This is a genomic window from Kibdelosporangium phytohabitans (assembly GCF_001302585.1).
Taxonomy (GTDB): Bacteria; Actinomycetota; Actinomycetes; order Mycobacteriales; family Pseudonocardiaceae; genus Kibdelosporangium; species Kibdelosporangium phytohabitans.
The window spans coordinates 5824030-5842390 of the sequence record NZ_CP012752.1 but is presented as its reverse complement, the minus strand read 5'-3'; the positions used below and the strand labels follow the sequence as shown (position 1 = coordinate 5842390).

Sequence of the window (18361 nt, the reverse complement as noted above, 5' to 3'; positions counted from 1 at the left end):
AATTCCGCTTCGTCAAGGAGGGTGACATCAATGACACGGGACACCAGTGGGATGGGCCGTCGGCGGTTTCTGTCGACCAGCGCCACAGTGATGGGGACAGCAGCGGTGCTCGGGGGCACCGGCACGCCGCACGCCGCCGCGGCCGGTCACGACGAAGCGCTGTTCAGTCCGGTCACGGTCACGCCCAAGGACCCCAGGTACACCGATCTCGTCCGCGGCCTCAACCAGCGGTGGATCGGCAGGCCCCAGTCGGTGCAGCTGGTCGGTTCGACAGCGCAGACCGTCACGGTGGTGCAGCAGGCCGTGCGGGAGGGCAAACGGCTCTCGGTGCACGGCGGCGGCCACTGTTTCGAGGATTTCGTCTACAACGCGGACGTCCAGCTCGTCGTGGACATGTCCGAGATGAAGCAGGTGTACTTCGACGCCGCGCGCAACGCGTTCGCGGTCGAGGCGGGGGCGACCCTGCTGGAGGTCTACGAGACGCTGTACCGGCTCTGGGGAGTCACGATCCCGGCCGGTGTCTGCTACACGGTCGGCGTCGGCGGGCACATCAGCGGCGGCGGCTGGGGAATGCTGTGCCGGCAGTACGGCCTGAGCGTGGATCACCTCTACGCCGTGGAAGTGGTCGTGGTCGACGCCGGCGGCACAGCTCGCGCGGTGGTGGCCACCAGGGAGAAGTCCGATCCCAACCGGGACCTGTGGTGGGCGCACACCGGCGGTGGCGGCGGCAACTTCGGTGTCGTGACCCGGTACTGGTTCCGTTCACCCGGCGCGAGGGGAACCGACCCCGCCGCGCTGCTTCCCGCTCCACCGAGGCAGGTGCTCGTCAGCGCGATCTCATGGGAGTGGAGCGAGCTGACCCGGAGCGGTTTCACGGCTTTGGTGAAGAACTTCGGCGCGTGGCATGTGGCCAACAGCGCACCGGGAAACCGCAGCGAGGGGCTCTGCGCGCTGCTGACCCTGTCCCACCGGTCGCACGGGCAGATCTCGTTGGTCACCCAGTCGGATGCGACCGTGCCGGACGCCGAACGGCTGCACAACGACTTCCTCACCGCGATGAGGACCGGTGTCAACGCGCCCTCCGGGGCGGTGACGTCGGCGTTCGGCGAGCACGGCCCGATGCCCGAGTTCGCAGCGGTGCAGCGACTCCCCTGGTTGCAGGCCACTCGCAAGCTCGGCACGACGGTCGGCAGTTCGACGAACGTGAACGACCCGACCATTCGCGCCGACCACAAGTCGGCCTACATGCGTCAGAACTTCCCGGACAAGCACGTCGCCGTGCTCTACAAACACCTCACCAGTCCCGTCATCGACAACCCCGCCGCGATGGCGCAACTGCACTCCTTCGGCGGCATGGTCAACGCGACTCGGCCCACCGCCACCGCCTCCGCCCACCGGGACTCGGCGATGAAGCTGATCATCTACGTCCAGTGGTCCGACCAGGCCGACGACGCCGGGTACATCAGCTGGCTGAGGGATTTCTACCGGGAGCTGTACGCCGACACCGGTGGCGTCCCGGTGCCCAACGCCGTGACCGACGGCTGTTACGTCAACTACCCGGACATCGACCTGAGCGATCCGCGCCAGAACCGGTCCGCGGTGCCGTGGTACACCCTGTACTACAAGGAAAACTACCCGCGGCTCCAGCAGGTGAAGTCCGCCTGGGATCCGCGTGACACATTCCGGCACGGCCAGTCGGTCCAGCTCCCTCGGTAAAACGTGCGGCTTGAGCCGCCGCCGGTGCTGTATGCCAGGATCGCGGCTTCCGGCGGCGGACAGGTCACTGCACGCGGCTGATTTCCGGCTCGTTGTCGTCGTCGCCGGGCAGGTGGATGTCGTTGACGTTGATGTTGACCTCGACCACCTGCAGGCCGATGATCTGCTCGATGGCCGTGGTCACGTTGTGGCGCACGGCTTTGGCGAGGTCGTTGATGGACACGCCGTACTCGACGACCACTTCGAGGTCCACGGCGGCCTGTGTCTCGCCGACCTCGACAGTCACGCCCTGGCCCGCGCTGGCCGACGCGCCGGGGATCCGGTCGCGAATCGCGCTGAGCACGCGGGCGGTGCCACCGCCCAGCGAGTGCACGCCGGCGATCTCGCGGGTGGCCAGGCCGGCGATCTTCTGCACCACGACGTCGGCGATCGTGGTGGTGCCCTCGGCGGTGACCAGGCCGCCTGACCGGCGCTGCACGGCCTTGCCGATCGCACCGTCGGAGGTCTGCTTGGTGGCGTCGGTCTTCTGGACGGCCGGGTTGGTCATCGTCGGTCTCCTCAGCGTCTGCGACAGCCGCGAACCTGGCTGCCGGATCCTTGTCTCGTTGTCATAAGACGAGACACACCTCGGCCACCGATCGTCACGGTCGATCCGTGTGGTGACAGTCGCGTTTGAAAGCGGTGTGGCCGGCATCCCACGTGAGGGTCACGAGAACCACTGCGGCAGATCGATGTCGAGGATCGACACCTGCACGGACGTGACCGCGAGGCCGGTGGCCGCGGTCACCGCCCCGGCCACCGCCTGTTGCACCAGGTGCGCTGCGGCGGTGGCCTGGTCAAGGCCGGACAGCGCGATGTCGATCTTGATGCTGGTGCTGTGCTCGCTGGGGAAACGCACCCGGACGCCTTCGGTGGCCGCGGGCGCCAGACCCTTGACACGCTGGCGTGCCAGCCGGGCGACAGCGCCGACCAGGTCGGTGAGCCCCGGCTGGACGCGTACTCCCGGTACGCGACTGGCCGCGTCCACGGCGATCGCGGCCACGACCGGCGCGGAAATCACGCTCTCGAACACGTCACTCCCCTTTTCCTCACGCGTCGTATACGTCGGCGACCACGATGTCGAGCCTGGCCAGCCGTACGCCGATCCGTGCGGCCACGGCGGTGGACACGCGGGTACGCACCAGGTCGAAAGCACCCTCGGACAGTCCGCCGTAGCTGATCGCGATATCCAGCTCCACCTCGATCGCCGGCACGCCGTCGATGGCGTCGACGGCACGGACACGGCACCGGCGTGCCCGCACTCCGCCGACGGTGTCGGCCGCGAACCGCAGCACTGACGCGATGACCGGCGCGCTGATCCGTGCCTCATGGGGTAACTGGCTCGCCAGTGGCACCATGTCGTGCCGCCGTGTCTCCGCGCGCACAGCGGACATGATGCGGCCCACCAGATCGGTGGGCGGTTGAGCCACTTCATGGGTCAGCTCGTCGACGGCCACCTGTAAGGAACGCAGGCTCACCCGCGCAGCCGTACAATGTGGACAGTACAGCTCGTGCCGGTCGGGGAGCCCCGCGTCAAAGGCCTCCAGCTTGTTCCACACGGTCTCGACGTCGCGTCCGCAAGGCAGCGTGTAGTCCGATGCCGCGCCGTTCAGCGCCATGGCGCCATCACCTCCGCCAGTTGCGCACGAGCTCGGGCGATCCGGCCACGTACCGCCTGCTTCGTGGTGCCGACTGCTTGGGCGATCTCGTCATACGAACGGCCGTGCACCTCTCGTAAGAGCCAACAGGCTCGTTGCTCGGCGGTCAGGCCGGTCAGGGCCTGCCCGAGAGCAGTCATCTGCTCGCTGACCACCGCCAGGTGGTCCGGGCGGCTCCGCGGCCCGTCCGAGGCGCGCTCGGCCAGGTCGACATCGACCCACGGCCGTCGCGTGCGGATCACGTTCAGGCAGCGGTTGGTGGTCATGCGATACAACCAGCCCACGAAGGTCGCGTCGTCCTGCAACTGCGACAGCCGCCGCCACACTGTCAGGAACGCCTCCTGCACCACGTCTTCCGCGTCGCCGGCGTTGCCGAGCATGCGCAGCGCCAAGCGATAGATCGGACCCTGGTAACGACGCACGAGCATCTCGTAGGACCACATGTCGCCGTCGCGGGACCGCGCCACCAGGGTGGCGTCGTCCAGCGTCTCGGCCTCGGCACCGGCCAGCACTCTCATCGGCACACACCCGCGCATCCGGTGTTCACAGCGTCAACGCGTCGGACAGTGTCGGGTAGATGGCCAGGAACTCCATCAGGCCGGTGATTTCCAACGCGCGTCGCACGGCGCCGCTCGCGGCGACCACGACCCGCACGTCGATTCCCGCGGTGGCGGCGAGCTCGTTGCCCTGCAACAGCGACGCCATGCCGTTCGACGACAGGAACGTCACCTCGGTGAGGTCGAGGACCACCAGCCCGCCCGCGGCTTCGTTGACGGCGGCCACCACAGCCTTGTCGAGCTGGTCCACCGTGCTCAGGTCGATCTCTCCCGCGACCGACAGCACCCACGCCGCGCGAACCTGTCCGGCGGCGATGCGGAGCAACTGTTTCATCAATGCTCCTTCCTGCATTGTGGACGTTCACCCCGACCGGTCAGGAGATGTGGTCCGCCCACCCGAGGTGTCCACACCGGAAGATGGTGATGGTGCTCTGACGTGCCGCCTACCCGCGGCCACGCAGATTGATCAGCGCGTCCCGCAGGAGGGACTTCGCCGAACTCGCCGGGATGTGGTGCACCGCACCGATCTCGGTGTAGGTCAGGCCGCCGTAGTAGGCCAGCTCCAGCGATTCGCGCTCAAGCGGGGCAAGCCCCTGAAGCCGGGCCTGCGCGGTGTTCGGCGGCCGGACCTCAGCGGCCTGCCACCGCCTGTCGCGCGGTGACCGGGCTTCGGCGTCCGCGCGCAGCCGGTCGACCGCGTGGCGATGGGCGATGGCCATCACCCATTCGAACCCGCCGCCGCGGTCCGGCGAGTACTGGCAGGCGGTCCGCCACACCTCCACGAAAATGGCGGCGGTGATCTCCTCGGCGTGGGCGTTGTCGCGCAGGATCGCACGGACCGCACCCAGGACCGTTCCCGCCAGCTGTGCGTAGAGCTGGGCGAACGCCTCCAGATCGCCGTTGCCCGCGGCGACGAGATCCCCGGCGACTCCCGATTCCGACGACGCTGGGCGGAACGCGAACGACTGGCCCATCACGCCTCCTGGTACCTACCGTGGGCGGATCGCCAGGGGCCGGGGCGACAACTGCGCGAGTGAGGACCGCGCACACCGAGCATCCCACTCACCGTCGTCAGCGGCAACTCGGCCGTGCCACGCCGGATCAGTCCGCCATGGCGAATTCGTGCTCGGCGTGCGCCCGGTCGAGCAAAGCCATCAGTCTGTCCTGTTCACGGATCCTGGCCCGGTACTTCTCCGGCAGCGTCCTGATCTGCTCCTCCTCCGCGAGCAGCCGGTCGAAGATCTTCTCGCGCGTGGCGGGGTCGGTCTCGACGTCGAGGTACTCGATCGCGTGCCGCCTGGCCGCCGACACCGCGTTCTGCGCCTTGCCCTTGGGGCTGACCAGCGACGCGACGATGGTGGCGACCAGGACGCCGAGGATCACGCTCAACGACAGGCCGGTGCTGATCTCGACCACCCTGACCGGTTGCCCGTCGTTGATGAACGGCACGTTGTTCTCGTGCAGCGCGTGCAGGATGAGTTTCACCCCGATGAAGCCCAGGATCGCCGCAAGCCCGTAGGTCAGGTAGACCAGGCGGTCCAGCAGCCCGTCGATGAGGAAGTAGAGCTGGCGCAGACCCAGCAGCGAGAACACCGTGGCCGTGAAGACGATGTACACGTTCTGGGTCAGGCCGAAGATGGCCGGGATGGAATCCAGGGCGAACAGCAGGTCCGTCCCACCGATGGCCACCATGACCAACAGCATCGGGGTCATGACTCGCACACCGTCCCGCACTGTGAACAACTTGTCGCCGTCGTAGTCGGCCGACGTGCGGAACAGCCGTTTGACAAGGCGGATCGTGACGGTGTCCGCGCTGCGGTTCTCGGACGCGGCGGGCTTGCTCAGCGTTCCCGCGGTCACGAGCAGGATCAGGCCGAAGAGGTAGAACACCCAGGCGAACGAGTTGATCAGCGCGGCACCGAGCAGGATGAACCCGGTCCGGGCGACCAGCGACACGACGATGCCGAAGAGCAGCACCTTCTGCTGGTCGGCGCGGGGAACCTTGAAGCTGGTCATGATGATGAGGAAAACGAAGAGGTTGTCGACCGACAGGGCCTTCTCGGTCACGTAGCTGGCGAAGTACTCGGTTCCCGTCGTGGCACCGGCGAACACCCACACACCGGCGCCGAACACGACCGCGATCCCGACGTAGACCGCCGACCACAACGCGGCTTCACGCAGGGCGGGGATGTGTGCCTTGCGCACGTGGAAGACGAAGTCGAACACGAGCAGGGCGATGATCCCGCAAACCGTCAGCACCCAGACAACGACAGGTACATCCACACGCGTGCTCCCTGAATCCGCAACCCCGACCCGGCCTCAACACAGGCCTAACGGCCCAGCCTCGAAGTCTCGTACGCCATGCCGCCGGTGCTGGCATCGGAGGGGCACACGCAACCGCGGTCGTGGCCCGAGGCGGCCGTCGCTGTGCAGAACCTGACCCCGATCGGGTCGTGCGCGTCCCACGGGTGCGGACATACGCGACAGATGACACCGGCTTGCGGCTCGAGGGCGATTGGTTTGATATCGGCCGTCGTAGGCATGTGGGCCCGTCCCTCAATTGTTCACGCGGACGCCGAGGACTGGGGCGATTCCCCGACACTACTGCATGCACGGCGAGGCCGCAGGCCCGTCAAAGTGGACACCGCGCTCGCCGTTTTCCTGGACGAGGGCGGAAACGCTGACGCGACGGCAACCGCCGGTGGCTCCTGGCTGCCACACTTGACCGATGACCCTCGGATACGTCTTCGCTGTTCTCGCGGCGCTGGCGTCGGGCACGGGTTCGATCCTGCAGTCCCTCGGTGTCCGTCGAGCGGGGGCGTACGGCGGCACGTCCTTGGGTCTGGTCGCGCTGCGGCGCCAGCCGGTCTACTTCCTCGGGCTCGGCACGGACCTGGTGGGGTTCGTGTTCGCCGCCGCGGCTCTGCAACGCCTGCCGCTGTTCCTGGTCCAGTCGCTGCTCGCGTTCAGCATCGGGGTGACTGCCACGATCGCCGCGTTCATGGGCGCCCGCCTGGCCGGGCGCGGATGGGTCGCGTTGGGCGTCGGCGCGGCCGGCTGCTCCTGCTGGGGTTGTCCGCCGATCCGAGCCCGGTGGTGGCGTTGCCGGCCGGATGGCGCTGGCTGCTGCTGGGTGTGGCGGTGCCGGTAGCGGTGATCGCTCTCCACGCCAAACGCCACGATCGCGCGTGGACCGCTCCTGTGCTGGCGTTCGGCGCGGGTTTGAGCCTCAGCGTCGTCGGTGTCGCGGCGCGAACGCTGGACGTCGCGCACCTGGGATGGGACCTGTTGCTCACGCCGTCGCTGTGGGCCATCGCGCTCAACGGGCTCACTGCCGCGGTGGTGTTCGCGATGGCGCTGCAGAAAGGCGGACCGACCGCCGTCACCGCGATCATGTTCACCACCAACACCACCTTGTCCTCGCTCATCGGGCTGGCGTACCTCGACGACCGGGTCCGTGACGGGTTCACCGCGCCCGCGGTCGCCGGTTTCGTGCTGGCCATCGGCGGCGCTGTCGGCGTGGCGCACTACGCGGCCCTTGCCCGCCAGCGGGTTTAGAATCCGGGTGCACCCTGGACCGCTCCGGACCCCGGCGGCATGTGCGCGTGCCCGCCACGCCCCGGTCGAGAGGTACCACAGTGGACACTTCGGACATCACCCGGCGGCGTGACCATCGCGGTCACCCGGTCGTGCCGAGATCCCTGCAGGTGAGCGCCGCGCTGGGCTGGCGGCTGCTGGTGGTCGCCGCGACGCTTGCCGTGCTCGGTGTCGTCGTCGGTTACCTCGCGGCCGTGGTCGTTCCGGTCGCGATCGCACTGCTGCTGGCCGCGTTGCTGGCACCTGCCGTCGGCTTCCTGGTCAACCGCGGGGTTCCCCGCTGGCTGGCGGCCGTCCTCGTCCTGGTCGGCGGGCTGGCGGTGCTCGGCGGGCTGCTCACGTTCGTGATCATCACCTTCGTCAACGGCCTGCCCGCGTTGCAGGCCCAGCTGTCCCGCAGTATCGAGGCCATCGAGAACTGGCTCACCGCTGGCCCGCTGCACCTGAGCGACGAGCAGGTGCGCACCTTCTCCGACGCACTCGTCACCACTGTGACCAACACCCAGACGGGTGCCTTGTCCGGCGCGCTGGCCACCGCCGCGACCATCGGCGAGATCCTGGCCCAGATGCTGCTGATCCTGTTCGTGCTGATCTTCCTGCTCTACGACGGCCACGGCATCTGGGCGTTCCTGCTGCGCGCCGTTCCGCGCCGGGTCCGTGCCCGCGCCGACACCGCCGGCCGCCGTGGCCTGTCCGCTCTGGTCAGCTACGCGCGCGCGACGATCGCGGTGGCCACGGTCGACGCTGTCGGTGCCGGGATCGGCATGGTCATCCTCGGCGTGCCGCTCGCGATCCCGCTCGCCGCACTGGTCTTCCTCGGCGCGTTCGTCCCGATCATCGGCGGGGTCGTCGCGGGCGGCATCGCGGTGCTGATCGCGCTGGTCGCCAACGGACCGATACCGGCACTGATACTCCTGGGCATCGTCATCGGCGTCCAGCAACTGGAAGCCCACATCCTGCAACCGCTGTTGCTCGGCCGAGCCGTCAACCTGCACCCGCTCGCCGTGGTGCTCGCCATCGCCATCGGACTGGTCGCCGCCGGGATCGCCGGGGCACTACTCGCCGTTCCCCTGCTGGCCGTGCTCAACTCGGGTATCCGTTCCCTGCACGACGACGACACCGTGCCCGACGGCGTTCCTCGTGCCGAGGAGGAAACCCACGACCCGCGGCGGTCGCGGGAACAGCACCAGCCATGATCGAACAGGTGCCGGGTGTACCATCGGTATCACCGAGAGCATTCCGCACACCGGCAGTTGAGCCGGCGTCGTCCTCGGCGATACCCACACCGGTCATGATCCGGCCGGGGACGGGAGCACCGGCATGACGTCGGGCAGACACACTGACCTCGCCGCACAGACCACAAAGGACTCACCGGTCCGGCCGCTGCGGTTGAGGCTCAAGCCGAAAGCACCTCCGACGGGATACGTCGACGGTGCCTGGTGGCCGCATTCACACGAACTCGCCGACGAGCTGACGGCGCTGGCCACCGTGCTCTCCATCCGGCTCGGCCCGGTCACCAGGGTGGCGTTCGCCGCCGCGGCGTGGAACCCGGTCAGCGAGGAGCCGGGCCGGACGATTCGGCTGGCGGCGCTCCGGTCGCAGGAAAAGCACATCGTCCGGGTGTCCGGAGCGGAGGGACGGCAGCTGACGCTGCTCGTCGTACCGCCGGAGACCTCCGCCGAAGCCGGTCACGACGCCATCATGCTGGCGGCCCGGCGCGCCAACTCGGACCAGCCGGCCGACATCCTCGCCGCGGCGGGCGTGGTTCCCGCCGCCGCGCAGAACACCAGGCACCGCTCGTTGCGCCCCCGGATGCGCACCCGGCATCCACAAGGCTGAACGCCGGAGGCACGCGGCTCAGGAACGCTCGTACCCGAGCCACCCACGCATGAAAATGCGCCGGCCTTCGGCGACCGGCAACGGTCCCGCCGCGAGGTCCTCGCTCGGTGACCGGCCGTCCGCCGCATCGAGGCCGAGCACGTCGAGCAGCTGCGCGCAGTCGTCAGCGTCGTGGGCCGCGGATGCCACCGTGCGCACACCTCGGTAGCGCTGCTCCCTATTCAAGGTGGAGAGGTTCTGCACGGGTGCAGTGTGCAGGTTGTCCGCTCGGTCCATGGTTTCACTCCACTTCCGCCCAATCAGTGGACGACAGCCCGCTGTAGGCAACCGATACCGGCCGGGATGTGCACACCGCCGGGGACCGGGGCGGAAAGAGCGACGAAAGCCGTTTCGTGGCGACGCGGGTCGCCAGGCTCCGTGCTGCTGAGCGTACATCGCCGGCGGCGTCCGATCCGGCTGAGAACGGGTTCGGTGTGAACCGCGCGGTTGACGGGTACTCCCCCGGCAGATCGCGGTCATTCGCGATCGCGTGTCACCCGTGACCCCGGTGAACGTCTCGCCGAGCGCTGTGGAGTCGCGATGTCCTCTTCCCCGTACCGGTGATCCGCCCGCTTGGGCGCCGTGGTCGCGCACGCCCGGTGACACGCAACACCACAGCCGAGAGGACAGGTTCATGATCACGGTGAGTCGCGAGGTGGCGGCCAGCCCGGAGGATGTCTTCGCCGTACTGGCGGACGGTTGGTCCTACGCAGGCTGGGTCGTCGGCAACTCGCACGTCCGGGACGTCGATCCGGGCTGGCCGGAGGTCGGCACGCGGATCCACCACAGTGCGGGGGCGTGGCCGTTCCAGATCCAGGACGCCACCGAGGTCGTCTCCGTCGAGCCCGGGCGCTTCCTGGAGCTGGACGCCCGGCTGTGGGTGCTCGGCGCGGCGACCATCCGGTTCACGCTGACGCCGTACGGCACCGGATTCGGCACCGAGGTGCTGATGGAGGAAGAGGCCGTGCGAGGACCCGGCGGCCTGATCCCGGCAGCGGTGCAGGCAGTGGTGCTCCGGCCTCGCAACGTGGAGTCGCTTGCTCGTCTGGCAGACCTCGCGGTCGGCCGCCGGGCGAGCCTGTTCCACGCAGATGGGATGCCGAACCGATGAACCAGCCCGTCAAGGTCGTCACCGACAACACCGACAACACCGAGAGCCGCGACCCGGCGCTGGCGCTTCCCGTGGCCGAGCGCGCGGGATGGGACATGCTGGATGTCCGGGCTGTGGACACAGCGCGGTTGCTCGCCGCGGACGCGGTGCAGAAGGTGGGCAACGGTCATCCCGGCACCGCGATGAGTCTCGCGCCACTGGCGTATTTGTTGTTCCAGCAGGTGATGCGGCACGACCCGGTGGATGACCAGTGGCTCGGCCGGGACCGGTTCGTGCTGTCGTGCGGACATTCGAGCCTGACCCTCTACATCCAGCTCTACCTCAGCGGGTACGGCCTGGACCTGGCCGACCTGCGGGCGTTGCGCACGTGGGATTCGGCCACACCCGGTCATCCCGAGTACCGGCACACCCGCGGCGTGGAGATCACCACCGGCCCGCTGGGGCAGGGATTGGCCAGCGCGGTGGGAATGGCGTTGGCGGCCCGGCGTGAACGAGGCCTGCTCGACCCGGACACGCCGCCGGGGCGGAGCCCATTCGACCACCACGTCTACGTGATCGCGTCGGACGGCGACCTGATGGAAGGCGTCACCGCCGAGGCCAGTTCGCTGGCCGGTCACCAGGAACTGGGCAACCTGGTGGTCTTCTACGACTCCAACCACATCTCCATCGAGGACGACACGGACATCGCCTTCAGCGAGGACGTCGCCGCCCGGTACGCCGCCTACGGCTGGCAGGTGCAGACCGTGGACTGGACCAGGACAGGCAGGTACGTGGAGGACGTCGACGCGCTGCTGGACGCGGTCGACGCCGCCAAAGCGGCAACGGACCGGCCCTCGTTGATCCTGTTGCGCACGATCATCGGCTGGCCCGCACCGACCAAGCAGGGAACCGGCGCGGCGCACGGCGCCGCGCTTGGTGACGAGGAGATCGCCGCCACCAAGAGATCGCTCGGCTTCGATCCCGGTCGTGATTTCGCTGTCGGGGAACAGGTACTGGCGCACGCCCGTCGGGTCGCGGCCCGGGGCAGGGCCGCGCACGAACAGTGGCAGCCGGTCTACCAAGCCTGGCGGACGGCGAACCCGGACCGTGCTGAGTTGCTGGACCGGTTGCGGGCCCAGCGGTTGCCCGACGGATGGACTGACGCCGTGCCCGTGTTCCCGGCTGATCCCAAGGGAATGGCCACGCGCACGGCATCCGGGCAGGTGCTGACCGCGCTGGCGCCGATCCTGCCCGAGCTGTGGGGTGGTTCGGCCGATCTGGCCGGCAGCAACAACACCACGATGGACGGCGAGCCGTCGTTCGTCCCCGCTGCTCGGCAGACCAGGCAGTGGCACGGCGGCCCCTACGGGCGCACCCTGCATTTCGGCGTTCGGGAGCACGCCATGGGAGCGATCCTCAACGGCATCGCGCTGCAGAGCCTGACCCGGCCGTACGGGGGGACATTCCTGATCTTCAGCGACTACATGCGCCCCGCGGTTCGCCTCGCCGCGCTCATGCAGCTGCCCGCCATCTACGTGTGGACTCACGACTCGATCGGCCTCGGCGAGGACGGGCCGACCCACCAGCCGGTGGAGCACCTGGCCGCGCTGCGCGCGATTCCCGGTCTGGACGTCGTCCGCCCAGCCGATGCGAACGAGACAGCGGTGTGTTGGCGGACCATCCTGGAGCACCGGGACCGGCCTGCCGGTTTGGTGCTGACCCGGCAGGCCCTTCCCGTGCTGGAGCGCGGGCCGGGCGGTCACTCCTCAGCCGATGGCGCCGCGCGTGGTGGCTACGTGCTGGCAGAGGGCCACGGGGAGAACGACAGCACGGCACCGGACGTCATCCTGGTCGCCACCGGTTCGGAAGTGCCGATCGCGCTGGACGCCAGGGAAATCCTCCGCGAGGAGGGTGTGCACGCGCGTGTGGTGTCCATGCCCTGCCGTGAGTGGTTCGCCGCGCAGGAACTGTCCTACCAGGACCGAGTACTTCCGCCGCCGGTGCGGGCCAGGGTCAGCGTCGAAGCCGCGATCGGTCAGGGCTGGCGAGACGTCGTCGGCGACGCGGGACGCGTCGTCAGCCTGGAACACTTCGGCGCCTCGGCGGACTACCGACGTCTCTACCGCGAGTTCGGCATCACCGCGGACGCGGTGGCGACCGCCGCCCGCGACACCATCCGCGACGCCGCCGGGCCTGTCCGTCCCGGCGGCCACCAGCAGACCGCGGCTCCCACGACTGGTGGCACCGGGGATCGCCCGGCGTGAGATGGCCCGGACCCGCCCGACCAGATCCCATCCGACCCCCGGAGGTCTTTCGTGACTGACACATCCGTCCTCGACCCACTCGGTGCGCTGTCCGCCGCCGGCGTGTCGATCTGGCTCGACGACCTCTCCCGTGAACTGCTCGCCAGTGGCCGGCTGGCCGAACTGGTCGCCGACCGGCACGTCGTCGGGGTCACCACCAATCCCACGATCTTCGCCTCGGCCGTGGCCGAGGGTGATCGGTACACCGAGCAGTTGAGCCTGCTCTTCGACGCAGGCGTGAGCGTCGACGACGCGATCTTCGCCATCACCACCGCCGACGTGCGCGCGGGCTGTCAAACGCTGCGCGACGTCCACGACGCCACCGGCGGCGTGGACGGCCGAGTCTCGATCGAGGTCGACCCCCGTCTCGCCCAGGACACCGCCGCCACCGTGGACCAGGCCAGGGTCCTGTGGGAAGGGGTGAACCACCCGAACCTGTTCATCAAGATCCCGGCCACCCGGGCGGGGCTGCCGGCGATCACCACGGCGATCAGCGAGGGCATCAGCGTGAACGTGACGTTGATCTTCGCGCTGGACCGCTACCGCGAGGTCATGGACGCCTACCTGACCGGGCTGGAACACGCCGCGGCGGCCGGGCTGGACCTGTCGGCCATCCATTCTGTCGCGTCGTTCTTCGTCTCCCGCGTCGACACCGAGATCGACGCCCGCCTCACCGCGATCGGAACCCCCGACGCGCTCGCCGCCAAGGGCAAGGCAGCAGTGGCCAACGCGCGCCTGGCCTACCAGGCGTACGAGGAAGTCATCGCGCAACCACGCTGGGCGCGGCTGGCGAGTGCCGGGGCACACGCTCAACGACCGCTGTGGGCATCCACCGGTGTCAAGGACCCCGCCTATCCCGACACCATGTACGTGACCGAACTGATCGCACCGGGAACGGTGAACACCATGCCCGGCGCCACCCTCGCCGCGTTCGCCGATCACGGGCGCGTCACCGAGGACGCCGTGCGGGGTGGCTACCGCGCGGCCCGTGCCCACCTCCACACCCTCGACCAGCTCGGCATCGACTACCAGGACGTCACCGAGACCCTCGAACGCGAAGGCCTCGCCAAGTTCGAGAAGAGCTGGGACGAGCTCAGCCGCACTGTGAACCGGGAACTGCACGCCGCGAGCCGCTGACGGAACTCTCGCGTGGCCGGGGAAGTCGCCGGGTCGGCGACCGCGACCACGAACGCGGGGCTCACGTCACGGCGGCTGGTCGCAGGCGCGTCGCCGTGAGCACCCGTGTCGAGGTGGCGGTCGATCTCCTTTCCGGTGCCGGTCAGGTGAGTTTCCTGATCGCCTTCTCGATCAGCCCGAGATTCGCCGGGCTGGTCGCGTACAGCAACGGATCGGGCTTCGGCGCGGACGCCTTGTCTCCCAGCGCCACCGGTTCCATGAGGTACGAGAACTCGTGCATCCCGTCGGGTGTCGGGCCGCTGGCCCACCTGCCCTTGGGACCTTCCGTGCCGTCGGAGGTGTGCCAGATCGTGCCCGCGTGCTCGGAGTGTTCCTCGTCGAACAACGCACTGGGGCTGATCGGCCCTTCCAGGCCGTCCTCCTGGAGTTCCTCGATCGCCGCCAGCCACATGTTCTGGTGCGCGGTGTCCCTGGCGAGGTTGAACCTCAGCATGTCCCGCACGCCCTGGTCGTCGGTCATGTTGTACAGCCGCGCGGTCTGCAACCGCCCTTGTGCCTCAGCGGCCACGTTCGCCCGGAAATCCGCCATCAGGTTGCCACTGGCCACGATGTAGCGGCCGTTCCACGGCACGCCGTTGCTGTCGGCGAGAGTGGGCCCACCGCCGCTGACGATCGCCTGCTGCGGATCCATCCCACCGATGATGGCTGCGACCACGGGGTCCTTGTCGACCATCGAGGCCGTGGTGTCGGCGGGCGCGCCCTCCAGCAGCCGGGCGACCATGGTGGACAGCATCTCGACGTGCCCGATCTCCTCGGTGGCCACGTCCATGATCAGGTCCTTGTACTTGCCCTCCATCCGGCAGTTCCAGCCCTGGAACAGGTACTGCATCGTCACGGTCATCTCGCCCCACGTGCCACCGATGAGCTCCTGGAGCTTGCGGGCGTAGAGGGCGTCCGGCCGGTCCGGTTTCGCCTCGAACTGCAGTTTGCTGGTGTGCAGGAACATACTGCCTCCCTTTGGGTCCGATCAGATGGCGACGCTAGGAGACCGGTGTGATCACCACGGCATGCGCGTGCCACGACCGCGTCACCGGCGCGTCACCGCGGCTGCTCAGCGCGTCCGGAAATGTTGTCCCCTTCCCGTGTCACGGCATGGTTTGTGGGAACCCAGCGGTCTGGGAGACCCACATCTGAAGATGGATGAAGCCGATGACAGACGTCTGTACGCAGCCGCGGATCCGCCTGCTGGGCGGTTTCCGCCTCGACTGCGCGCACCACCCCGTGCACGTCGCGCCGGGGGTACGCAGATTCCTGGCCCTGCTGGCGCTTCAGGAGATACCGATCGAACGCAGTGCGGCGGCCGCGGTGCTGTGGCCGGAGACGACCGCCCGCCGCGCGGCGGCGTGCCTGCGTTCCACCTTGTGGCGCCTGGTCAAACCGGCTGAGCTGCTGGTCGAGTCCAGCGAGGACATGTTGGCGCTCAGTTCGTGTGTCGAGGTCGACTTCCGGCACGCGCGGAGGCTCGTCGCCGCCGCCACGCCTGGGCGGTTACCGGACGACAGCGCTGTCGCGCTGTTGCAAGCCGATCTGCTGCCTGGCTGGGGCCATGACTGGGTGCGGACGGAACAGGACTGGTGGCGGCAGGCCCGGCTGCGCGCGCTGGAGGCGCTCAGCCGGCGGTTGTGGTCGTCCGGTGACCGGGACCAGGCCTGTTTGGCGGCCATGGCGGCCGTGCGGGCCGACCCGTTGCGGGAGAGCGCCCACCGGACCTTGGTCGAACTGCACATCGCCGACGGCAATCCAGCCGCCGCGGTGCGCCAGTACACGGCGTACCGCGTCCGTTTGCGCGACGAGCTCGGGCTCGAGCCATCGCCGCAATTCCACGAACTCGTCCACCCGATGCTCACGGGCGCGTCCGCACCAGGGACCGCGCGAAACGCGACGCATCATCCCCGCCGCATGTCGCACAAGCGCTGAGCACCGCATCGCAGCCCTGATCCACTGTGGACGCCTCGGCCCAGGCCCAGCCGCGCGGCCGTTGGCAGACCCGTTCGGTGGACAGACGCGGGTTGGCGTTGCGACCTTGCATCGCTTGTGCAACGATATACGGGGACGTTCTCGTGAAGAGACACGTCATTCGTCAGGCGCACAACGGCCTGTTTCGAGCCGTGCGCCGCCGCCCCAGCCCCCGGCGGACTCCGCATCGATGTCCGCAACGTGAGTGAGTTGGGTGTCATGTTCCAGTCCGCGTACAGGGGTTGACGATCGTGGTCAGCGTGAGTCGACTACCAGCTCCGGTCTCCGCCTCGTGGGAGTGGCAGATGCGCGCCGCCTGCCGCGGCCTCGACAGCACGGTGTTCTTCCGCCCGGAACGCGAACGCGGCCTCGCCGCGGAAGAACGCGACAGCATCGCCAAGACCATCTGCTGTGCGTGCCCAGTGATCGAGGCGTGCCGCCGTCACGCGCTGACCGTGCGCGAGCCTTACGGCGTGTGGGGTGGCCTGACCGCCGCCGAGCGGAAGGAACTCCTGCTCGAACTGAAGAAAGGAGCAGTGTCGTGGGAAACTTTGAGGCAACCGTGACCGTCGACGTCGGCGAAGCCGCGTTGTACGACTACCTGTCCGACGTCGGGAACCTCCCCCGGTACTTCGCGCGAATGACCTCGGCGACACCGGGTGAGGGCGAGGAAGTCCACACCGCGGCGCAACTGCCCGGCGGTCAGCAGGTCGAAGGGAACGCCTGGTTCCAGACCGACTCCTCCGCCCGGCGCATCGAATGGGGCTCCGAGGGGCCCAATTCCTACCACGGCTCACTCGAGGTCGCGGATGCCGCGGGCGCGGCCGAAGTCCGGATGCGGCTGCACACCACTCGCGTCCCCGACGACGACAGCGAAGTGCGGCAGGGAATCGACGACACCCTGGCCAACATCAAACGGCTCGCCGAGCAACAACTCAGTTGACACCGCGGGGAAGTCCGGCGGTCCGGGCAGGGAACACCATCCGGTCGTCCCGAGGCGCGTGCACTGGCTCGCACTGGGTATTCCCGGGAAACGGAAGGGAGTTCTCATGCCTGCTCGCACGATGATCCGGCTGTCCACCGCGGGGATCGGGTTTTTCTTCGTCATACTCGCGTTCTTCGGCTTCGCGTCGATCAGCGACGAAACAGTCGTCGGTGGCGGCCTGCGCGGTGGTAACGACACCGACCTGCTGTGGTCGTTGTTCAGCGTCAACACCGTGCTGAACTTCATCCACCTGCTGTTCGGTTCGCTGACGGTCATGTCCGGACTGGTGATCGACCGGACGAGGATGCTGGTGTGGACGATGTGCGGCGCGTTCGGCGTGCTGCTGGTCTACGACATCGTCCTGCTGGCCTTCCGAACCGGTACGGATCCGTTGGCGATCAACCAGGCGGACACCTGGTTGCACGCCATCGCGGCGGTGTTGCTCGCGGTGCTGGCCGTCATGGCGGCCAAGGAAGATCGCACGCGCCGTTCGGCCTCGTCCGCGAGTTCGCCCGGCCGTCAGGACAATCGACCATAGTGGATTTCTCGCCGACCGGTCAGGTCGTGGCGGCGATCAGCAGTGTGACGTCCAGGACCGCGATGACGATGGTCAGCCGGAACGCCGCAGAACTCCGCGGTGCACGGATGGCCGCCGCGGCGGCGGCGGCAGCGAGTGCGATCCCGGCCGCGGCAACGGTCACCGCGAAGGCCGCTGACGTGGTCGCGGGAGCGACACCGAGCACGACCGACGCGGCGGCCAGCGCCACGGCCATGACGATCACGCCGACGCGCGGCCCGAGCCGGTGCGGTAGCCCCCGCACACCGGTCTGGGCGTCCGCCCGCAGGTCGGGCAGGACGTTCGCGAAGTGGGCGCCGAAGCCGATCAGCGCGCCGACGACCGGTATCCACCACGGCGGCCACGGTTGGCCTGGCAACGCCAGGTACGGTGCGATCGGCAAGGTACCGAAGGCGACCAGGTAGGTCGCGCCGGACCAGATCGTGCCTTTGAGCCCGAGGTTGTAGGCCCATCCGGCCGCGACGCCGATCAGCAGCGCTGTCCCGGCGGCGAGCCCGATCGACACGGACAACACGATCGTGGCCGTGAGGGCGGCCAGGCAGGCCGCGGCGATCACCTTTCGCGTGACTGTTCCGGCCGCGACCGGTTTGTCGGTTCGCCCGACGGCACGGTCGCGTTCGGCGTCGAACCAGTCGTTGGACCAGCCGATCGACAGCTGACCGGTGAACACCGCGGCGCCGAGCAGCACGACCTCCCCCACCGCCAGCCCGGCTCCGGCCGCCAGCACCACGGCCACCAGTGTCACCACCAGTCCTGGAAGGGGATGGCACGCCTCGGCGAGATCTCGCAGGCCGTTCATCTGCCGAGT

The 18361-nt window shown here is 68.7% G+C and carries 23 protein-coding genes and 1 pseudogene; 13 read left to right on the top strand and 11 right to left on the bottom strand.

The window, feature by feature from the left end; translation table 11 throughout:
- Positions 1-30 precede the first annotated feature (30 nt).
- Together AOZ06_RS62185 and AOZ06_RS62180 are read left to right on the top strand one after the other, a co-directional pair.
- Positions 31-630, top strand: a pseudogene (locus AOZ06_RS62185) (FAD-binding oxidoreductase); the annotation flags it as partial.
- 489 nt (positions 631-1119) lie between these two features.
- Complete coding sequence (locus AOZ06_RS62180) at positions 1120-1716, top strand: BBE domain-containing protein (protein WP_417999972.1); 597 nt, start codon at positions 1120-1122, stop codon at positions 1714-1716.
- A 64-nt stretch (positions 1717-1780) separates the two neighbouring features.
- Here AOZ06_RS62180 and AOZ06_RS26365 read toward each other — a convergent pair whose 3' ends face one another.
- The 8 genes from AOZ06_RS26365 to AOZ06_RS59110 form a co-directional block, all read right to left on the bottom strand.
- Positions 1781-2263 carry an Asp23/Gls24 family envelope stress response protein gene (locus tag AOZ06_RS26365; RefSeq protein WP_054291859.1) on the bottom strand — a complete coding sequence of 161 codons (483 nt, stop codon included), beginning with the start codon at positions 2261-2263 and terminating at the stop codon, positions 1781-1783.
- A gap of 159 nt (positions 2264-2422) precedes the next feature.
- Entirely contained in the window at positions 2423-2788 is a 366-nt protein-coding gene (locus AOZ06_RS56775) for an Asp23/Gls24 family envelope stress response protein (RefSeq protein ID WP_054291858.1), read from the bottom strand.
- A 16-nt stretch (positions 2789-2804) separates the two neighbouring features.
- Complete coding sequence (locus AOZ06_RS56770; RefSeq protein ID WP_054291857.1) at positions 2805-3374, bottom strand: hypothetical protein; 570 nt, start codon at positions 3372-3374, stop codon at positions 2805-2807.
- Positions 3365-3931 carry an RNA polymerase sigma factor gene (locus AOZ06_RS26350; RefSeq protein WP_054291856.1) on the bottom strand — a complete coding sequence of 189 codons (567 nt, stop codon included), beginning with the start codon at positions 3929-3931 and terminating at the stop codon, positions 3365-3367. The genes AOZ06_RS56770 and AOZ06_RS26350 overlap by 10 nt, the downstream gene beginning before the upstream one ends.
- Positions 3932-3956: 25 nt before the next feature.
- Positions 3957-4304 carry an STAS domain-containing protein gene (locus AOZ06_RS26345; RefSeq protein ID WP_054291855.1) on the bottom strand — a complete coding sequence of 116 codons (348 nt, stop codon included), beginning with the start codon at positions 4302-4304 and terminating at the stop codon, positions 3957-3959.
- 109 nt (positions 4305-4413) lie between these two features.
- Positions 4414-4944 (bottom strand): sigma-70 family RNA polymerase sigma factor, encoded by a 531-nt coding sequence (locus AOZ06_RS26340; RefSeq protein ID WP_054291854.1) that lies wholly within the window; start codon positions 4942-4944, stop codon positions 4414-4416.
- A 127-nt stretch (positions 4945-5071) separates the two neighbouring features.
- Positions 5072-6253: a TerC family protein gene (locus tag AOZ06_RS26335; protein ID WP_054291853.1), complete on the bottom strand. Its 1182-nt coding sequence runs from the start codon at positions 6251-6253 to the stop codon at positions 5072-5074.
- A 47-nt stretch (positions 6254-6300) separates the two neighbouring features.
- Positions 6301-6513 (bottom strand): RGCVC family protein, encoded by a 213-nt coding sequence (locus tag AOZ06_RS59110; protein WP_083471939.1) that lies wholly within the window; start codon positions 6511-6513, stop codon positions 6301-6303.
- Positions 6514-6698: 185 nt separating this feature from the next.
- Between AOZ06_RS59110 and AOZ06_RS60265 the strand changes: the two genes are divergently transcribed.
- The 4 genes from AOZ06_RS60265 (at position 6699) to AOZ06_RS26320 (ending at position 9406) form a co-directional block, all read left to right on the top strand.
- Positions 6699-7121 (top strand): hypothetical protein, encoded by a 423-nt coding sequence (locus AOZ06_RS60265; protein WP_225954726.1) that lies wholly within the window; start codon positions 6699-6701, stop codon positions 7119-7121.
- Positions 7122-7123: 2 nt separating this feature from the next.
- Positions 7124-7528, top strand: coding sequence for a hypothetical protein (locus tag AOZ06_RS60260; protein WP_225954727.1), 405 nt, complete (start codon positions 7124-7126; stop codon positions 7526-7528).
- A gap of 80 nt (positions 7529-7608) precedes the next feature.
- The gene (locus AOZ06_RS26325; RefSeq protein ID WP_157233247.1) at positions 7609-8763 is read left to right on the top strand and encodes an AI-2E family transporter; all 1155 of its coding nucleotides are present in this window, start codon (positions 7609-7611) and stop codon (positions 8761-8763) included.
- Positions 8764-8887: 124 nt separating this feature from the next.
- Positions 8888-9406, top strand: a complete 519-nt coding sequence (locus AOZ06_RS26320) for a DUF5994 family protein (RefSeq protein ID WP_054291852.1) — start codon at positions 8888-8890, stop codon at positions 9404-9406.
- Between the two features lie 18 nt (positions 9407-9424).
- Here the strand turns inward: AOZ06_RS26320 and AOZ06_RS26315 are convergent, their stop codons facing one another.
- On the bottom strand, positions 9425-9682 hold the full coding sequence (locus tag AOZ06_RS26315) for a hypothetical protein (RefSeq protein ID WP_054291851.1): 258 nt from the start codon (positions 9680-9682) through the stop codon (positions 9425-9427).
- 397 nt (positions 9683-10079) lie between these two features.
- Here AOZ06_RS26315 and AOZ06_RS26310 point away from each other — a divergent pair, with 397 nt between their 5' ends.
- The 3 genes from AOZ06_RS26310 to tal are packed head-to-tail and all read left to right on the top strand — an operon-like array spanning position 10080 to position 13975.
- Positions 10080-10556, top strand: a complete 477-nt coding sequence (locus AOZ06_RS26310) for an SRPBCC family protein (protein ID WP_054291850.1) — start codon at positions 10080-10082, stop codon at positions 10554-10556.
- Positions 10553-12799: a transketolase gene (tkt, locus tag AOZ06_RS26305; RefSeq protein WP_054291849.1), complete on the top strand. Its 2247-nt coding sequence runs from the start codon at positions 10553-10555 to the stop codon at positions 12797-12799. The genes AOZ06_RS26310 and tkt overlap by 4 nt, the downstream gene beginning before the upstream one ends.
- 51 nt (positions 12800-12850) lie before the next feature.
- Positions 12851-13975, top strand: coding sequence for a transaldolase (gene tal, locus AOZ06_RS26300; RefSeq protein ID WP_054291848.1), 1125 nt, complete (start codon positions 12851-12853; stop codon positions 13973-13975).
- Positions 13976-14117: 142 nt separating this feature from the next.
- On the opposite strand, the gene AOZ06_RS26295 is transcribed toward tal, so the two are convergent.
- Complete coding sequence (locus tag AOZ06_RS26295; RefSeq protein ID WP_054291847.1) at positions 14118-14981, bottom strand: manganese catalase; 864 nt, start codon at positions 14979-14981, stop codon at positions 14118-14120.
- A gap of 203 nt (positions 14982-15184) precedes the next feature.
- Between AOZ06_RS26295 and AOZ06_RS26290 the strand changes: the two genes are divergently transcribed.
- The 4 genes from AOZ06_RS26290 to AOZ06_RS54515 all read left to right on the top strand — a co-directional run bounded on the left by AOZ06_RS26290 (position 15185) and on the right by AOZ06_RS54515 (position 17514).
- Positions 15185-15952, top strand: a complete 768-nt coding sequence (locus tag AOZ06_RS26290) for an AfsR/SARP family transcriptional regulator (RefSeq protein WP_169798984.1) — start codon at positions 15185-15187, stop codon at positions 15950-15952.
- Positions 15953-16242: 290 nt separating this feature from the next.
- Complete coding sequence (locus AOZ06_RS26285) at positions 16243-16557, top strand: WhiB family transcriptional regulator (protein WP_157233833.1); 315 nt, start codon at positions 16243-16245, stop codon at positions 16555-16557.
- Positions 16533-16934 (top strand): SRPBCC family protein, encoded by a 402-nt coding sequence (locus AOZ06_RS56765; protein WP_063810113.1) that lies wholly within the window; start codon positions 16533-16535, stop codon positions 16932-16934. The genes AOZ06_RS26285 and AOZ06_RS56765 overlap by 25 nt, the downstream gene beginning before the upstream one ends.
- Before the next feature lie 106 nt (positions 16935-17040).
- Entirely contained in the window at positions 17041-17514 is a 474-nt protein-coding gene (locus AOZ06_RS54515; protein WP_169798983.1) for a DUF4383 domain-containing protein, read from the top strand.
- Positions 17515-17533: 19 nt separating this feature from the next.
- Here AOZ06_RS54515 and AOZ06_RS26270 read toward each other — a convergent pair whose 3' ends face one another.
- Positions 17534-18352 (bottom strand): UbiA family prenyltransferase, encoded by an 819-nt coding sequence (locus tag AOZ06_RS26270; protein ID WP_054291842.1) that lies wholly within the window; start codon positions 18350-18352, stop codon positions 17534-17536.
- Positions 18353-18361 lie beyond the last annotated feature (9 nt).

Bases quoted from the DNA above. Each gene is read 5' to 3' on its own strand.
- AOZ06_RS62180 (WP_417999972.1), top strand. From the start codon at position 1,120: ATGCCCGAGTTCGCAGCGGTGCAGCGACTCCCCTGGTTGCAGGCCACT.
- AOZ06_RS26295 (WP_054291847.1), bottom strand. From the start codon at position 14,981: ATGTTCCTGCACACCAGCAAACTGCAGTTCGAGGCGAAACCGGACCGG.
- tkt (WP_054291849.1), top strand. From the start codon at position 10,553: ATGAACCAGCCCGTCAAGGTCGTCACCGACAACACCGACAACACCGAG.
- AOZ06_RS26320 (WP_054291852.1), top strand. From the start codon at position 8,888: ATGACGTCGGGCAGACACACTGACCTCGCCGCACAGACCACAAAGGAC.
- AOZ06_RS26350 (WP_054291856.1), bottom strand. From the start codon at position 3,931: ATGAGAGTGCTGGCCGGTGCCGAGGCCGAGACGCTGGACGACGCCACC.
- AOZ06_RS26270 (WP_054291842.1), bottom strand. From the start codon at position 18,352: ATGAACGGCCTGCGAGATCTCGCCGAGGCGTGCCATCCCCTTCCAGGA.
- AOZ06_RS60265 (WP_225954726.1), top strand. From the start codon at position 6,699: ATGACCCTCGGATACGTCTTCGCTGTTCTCGCGGCGCTGGCGTCGGGC.
- AOZ06_RS26315 (WP_054291851.1), bottom strand. From the start codon at position 9,682: ATGGACCGAGCGGACAACCTGCACACTGCACCCGTGCAGAACCTCTCC.
- AOZ06_RS59110 (WP_083471939.1), bottom strand. From the start codon at position 6,513: ATGCCTACGACGGCCGATATCAAACCAATCGCCCTCGAGCCGCAAGCC.
- AOZ06_RS26340 (WP_054291854.1), bottom strand. From the start codon at position 4,944: ATGGGCCAGTCGTTCGCGTTCCGCCCAGCGTCGTCGGAATCGGGAGTC.
- AOZ06_RS26365 (WP_054291859.1), bottom strand. From the start codon at position 2,263: ATGACCAACCCGGCCGTCCAGAAGACCGACGCCACCAAGCAGACCTCC.
- AOZ06_RS26290 (WP_169798984.1), top strand. From the start codon at position 15,185: ATGACAGACGTCTGTACGCAGCCGCGGATCCGCCTGCTGGGCGGTTTC.
- AOZ06_RS26345 (WP_054291855.1), bottom strand. From the start codon at position 4,304: ATGAAACAGTTGCTCCGCATCGCCGCCGGACAGGTTCGCGCGGCGTGG.
- AOZ06_RS54515 (WP_169798983.1), top strand. From the start codon at position 17,041: ATGCCTGCTCGCACGATGATCCGGCTGTCCACCGCGGGGATCGGGTTT.
- AOZ06_RS56770 (WP_054291857.1), bottom strand. From the start codon at position 3,374: ATGGCGCTGAACGGCGCGGCATCGGACTACACGCTGCCTTGCGGACGC.
- AOZ06_RS26310 (WP_054291850.1), top strand. From the start codon at position 10,080: ATGATCACGGTGAGTCGCGAGGTGGCGGCCAGCCCGGAGGATGTCTTC.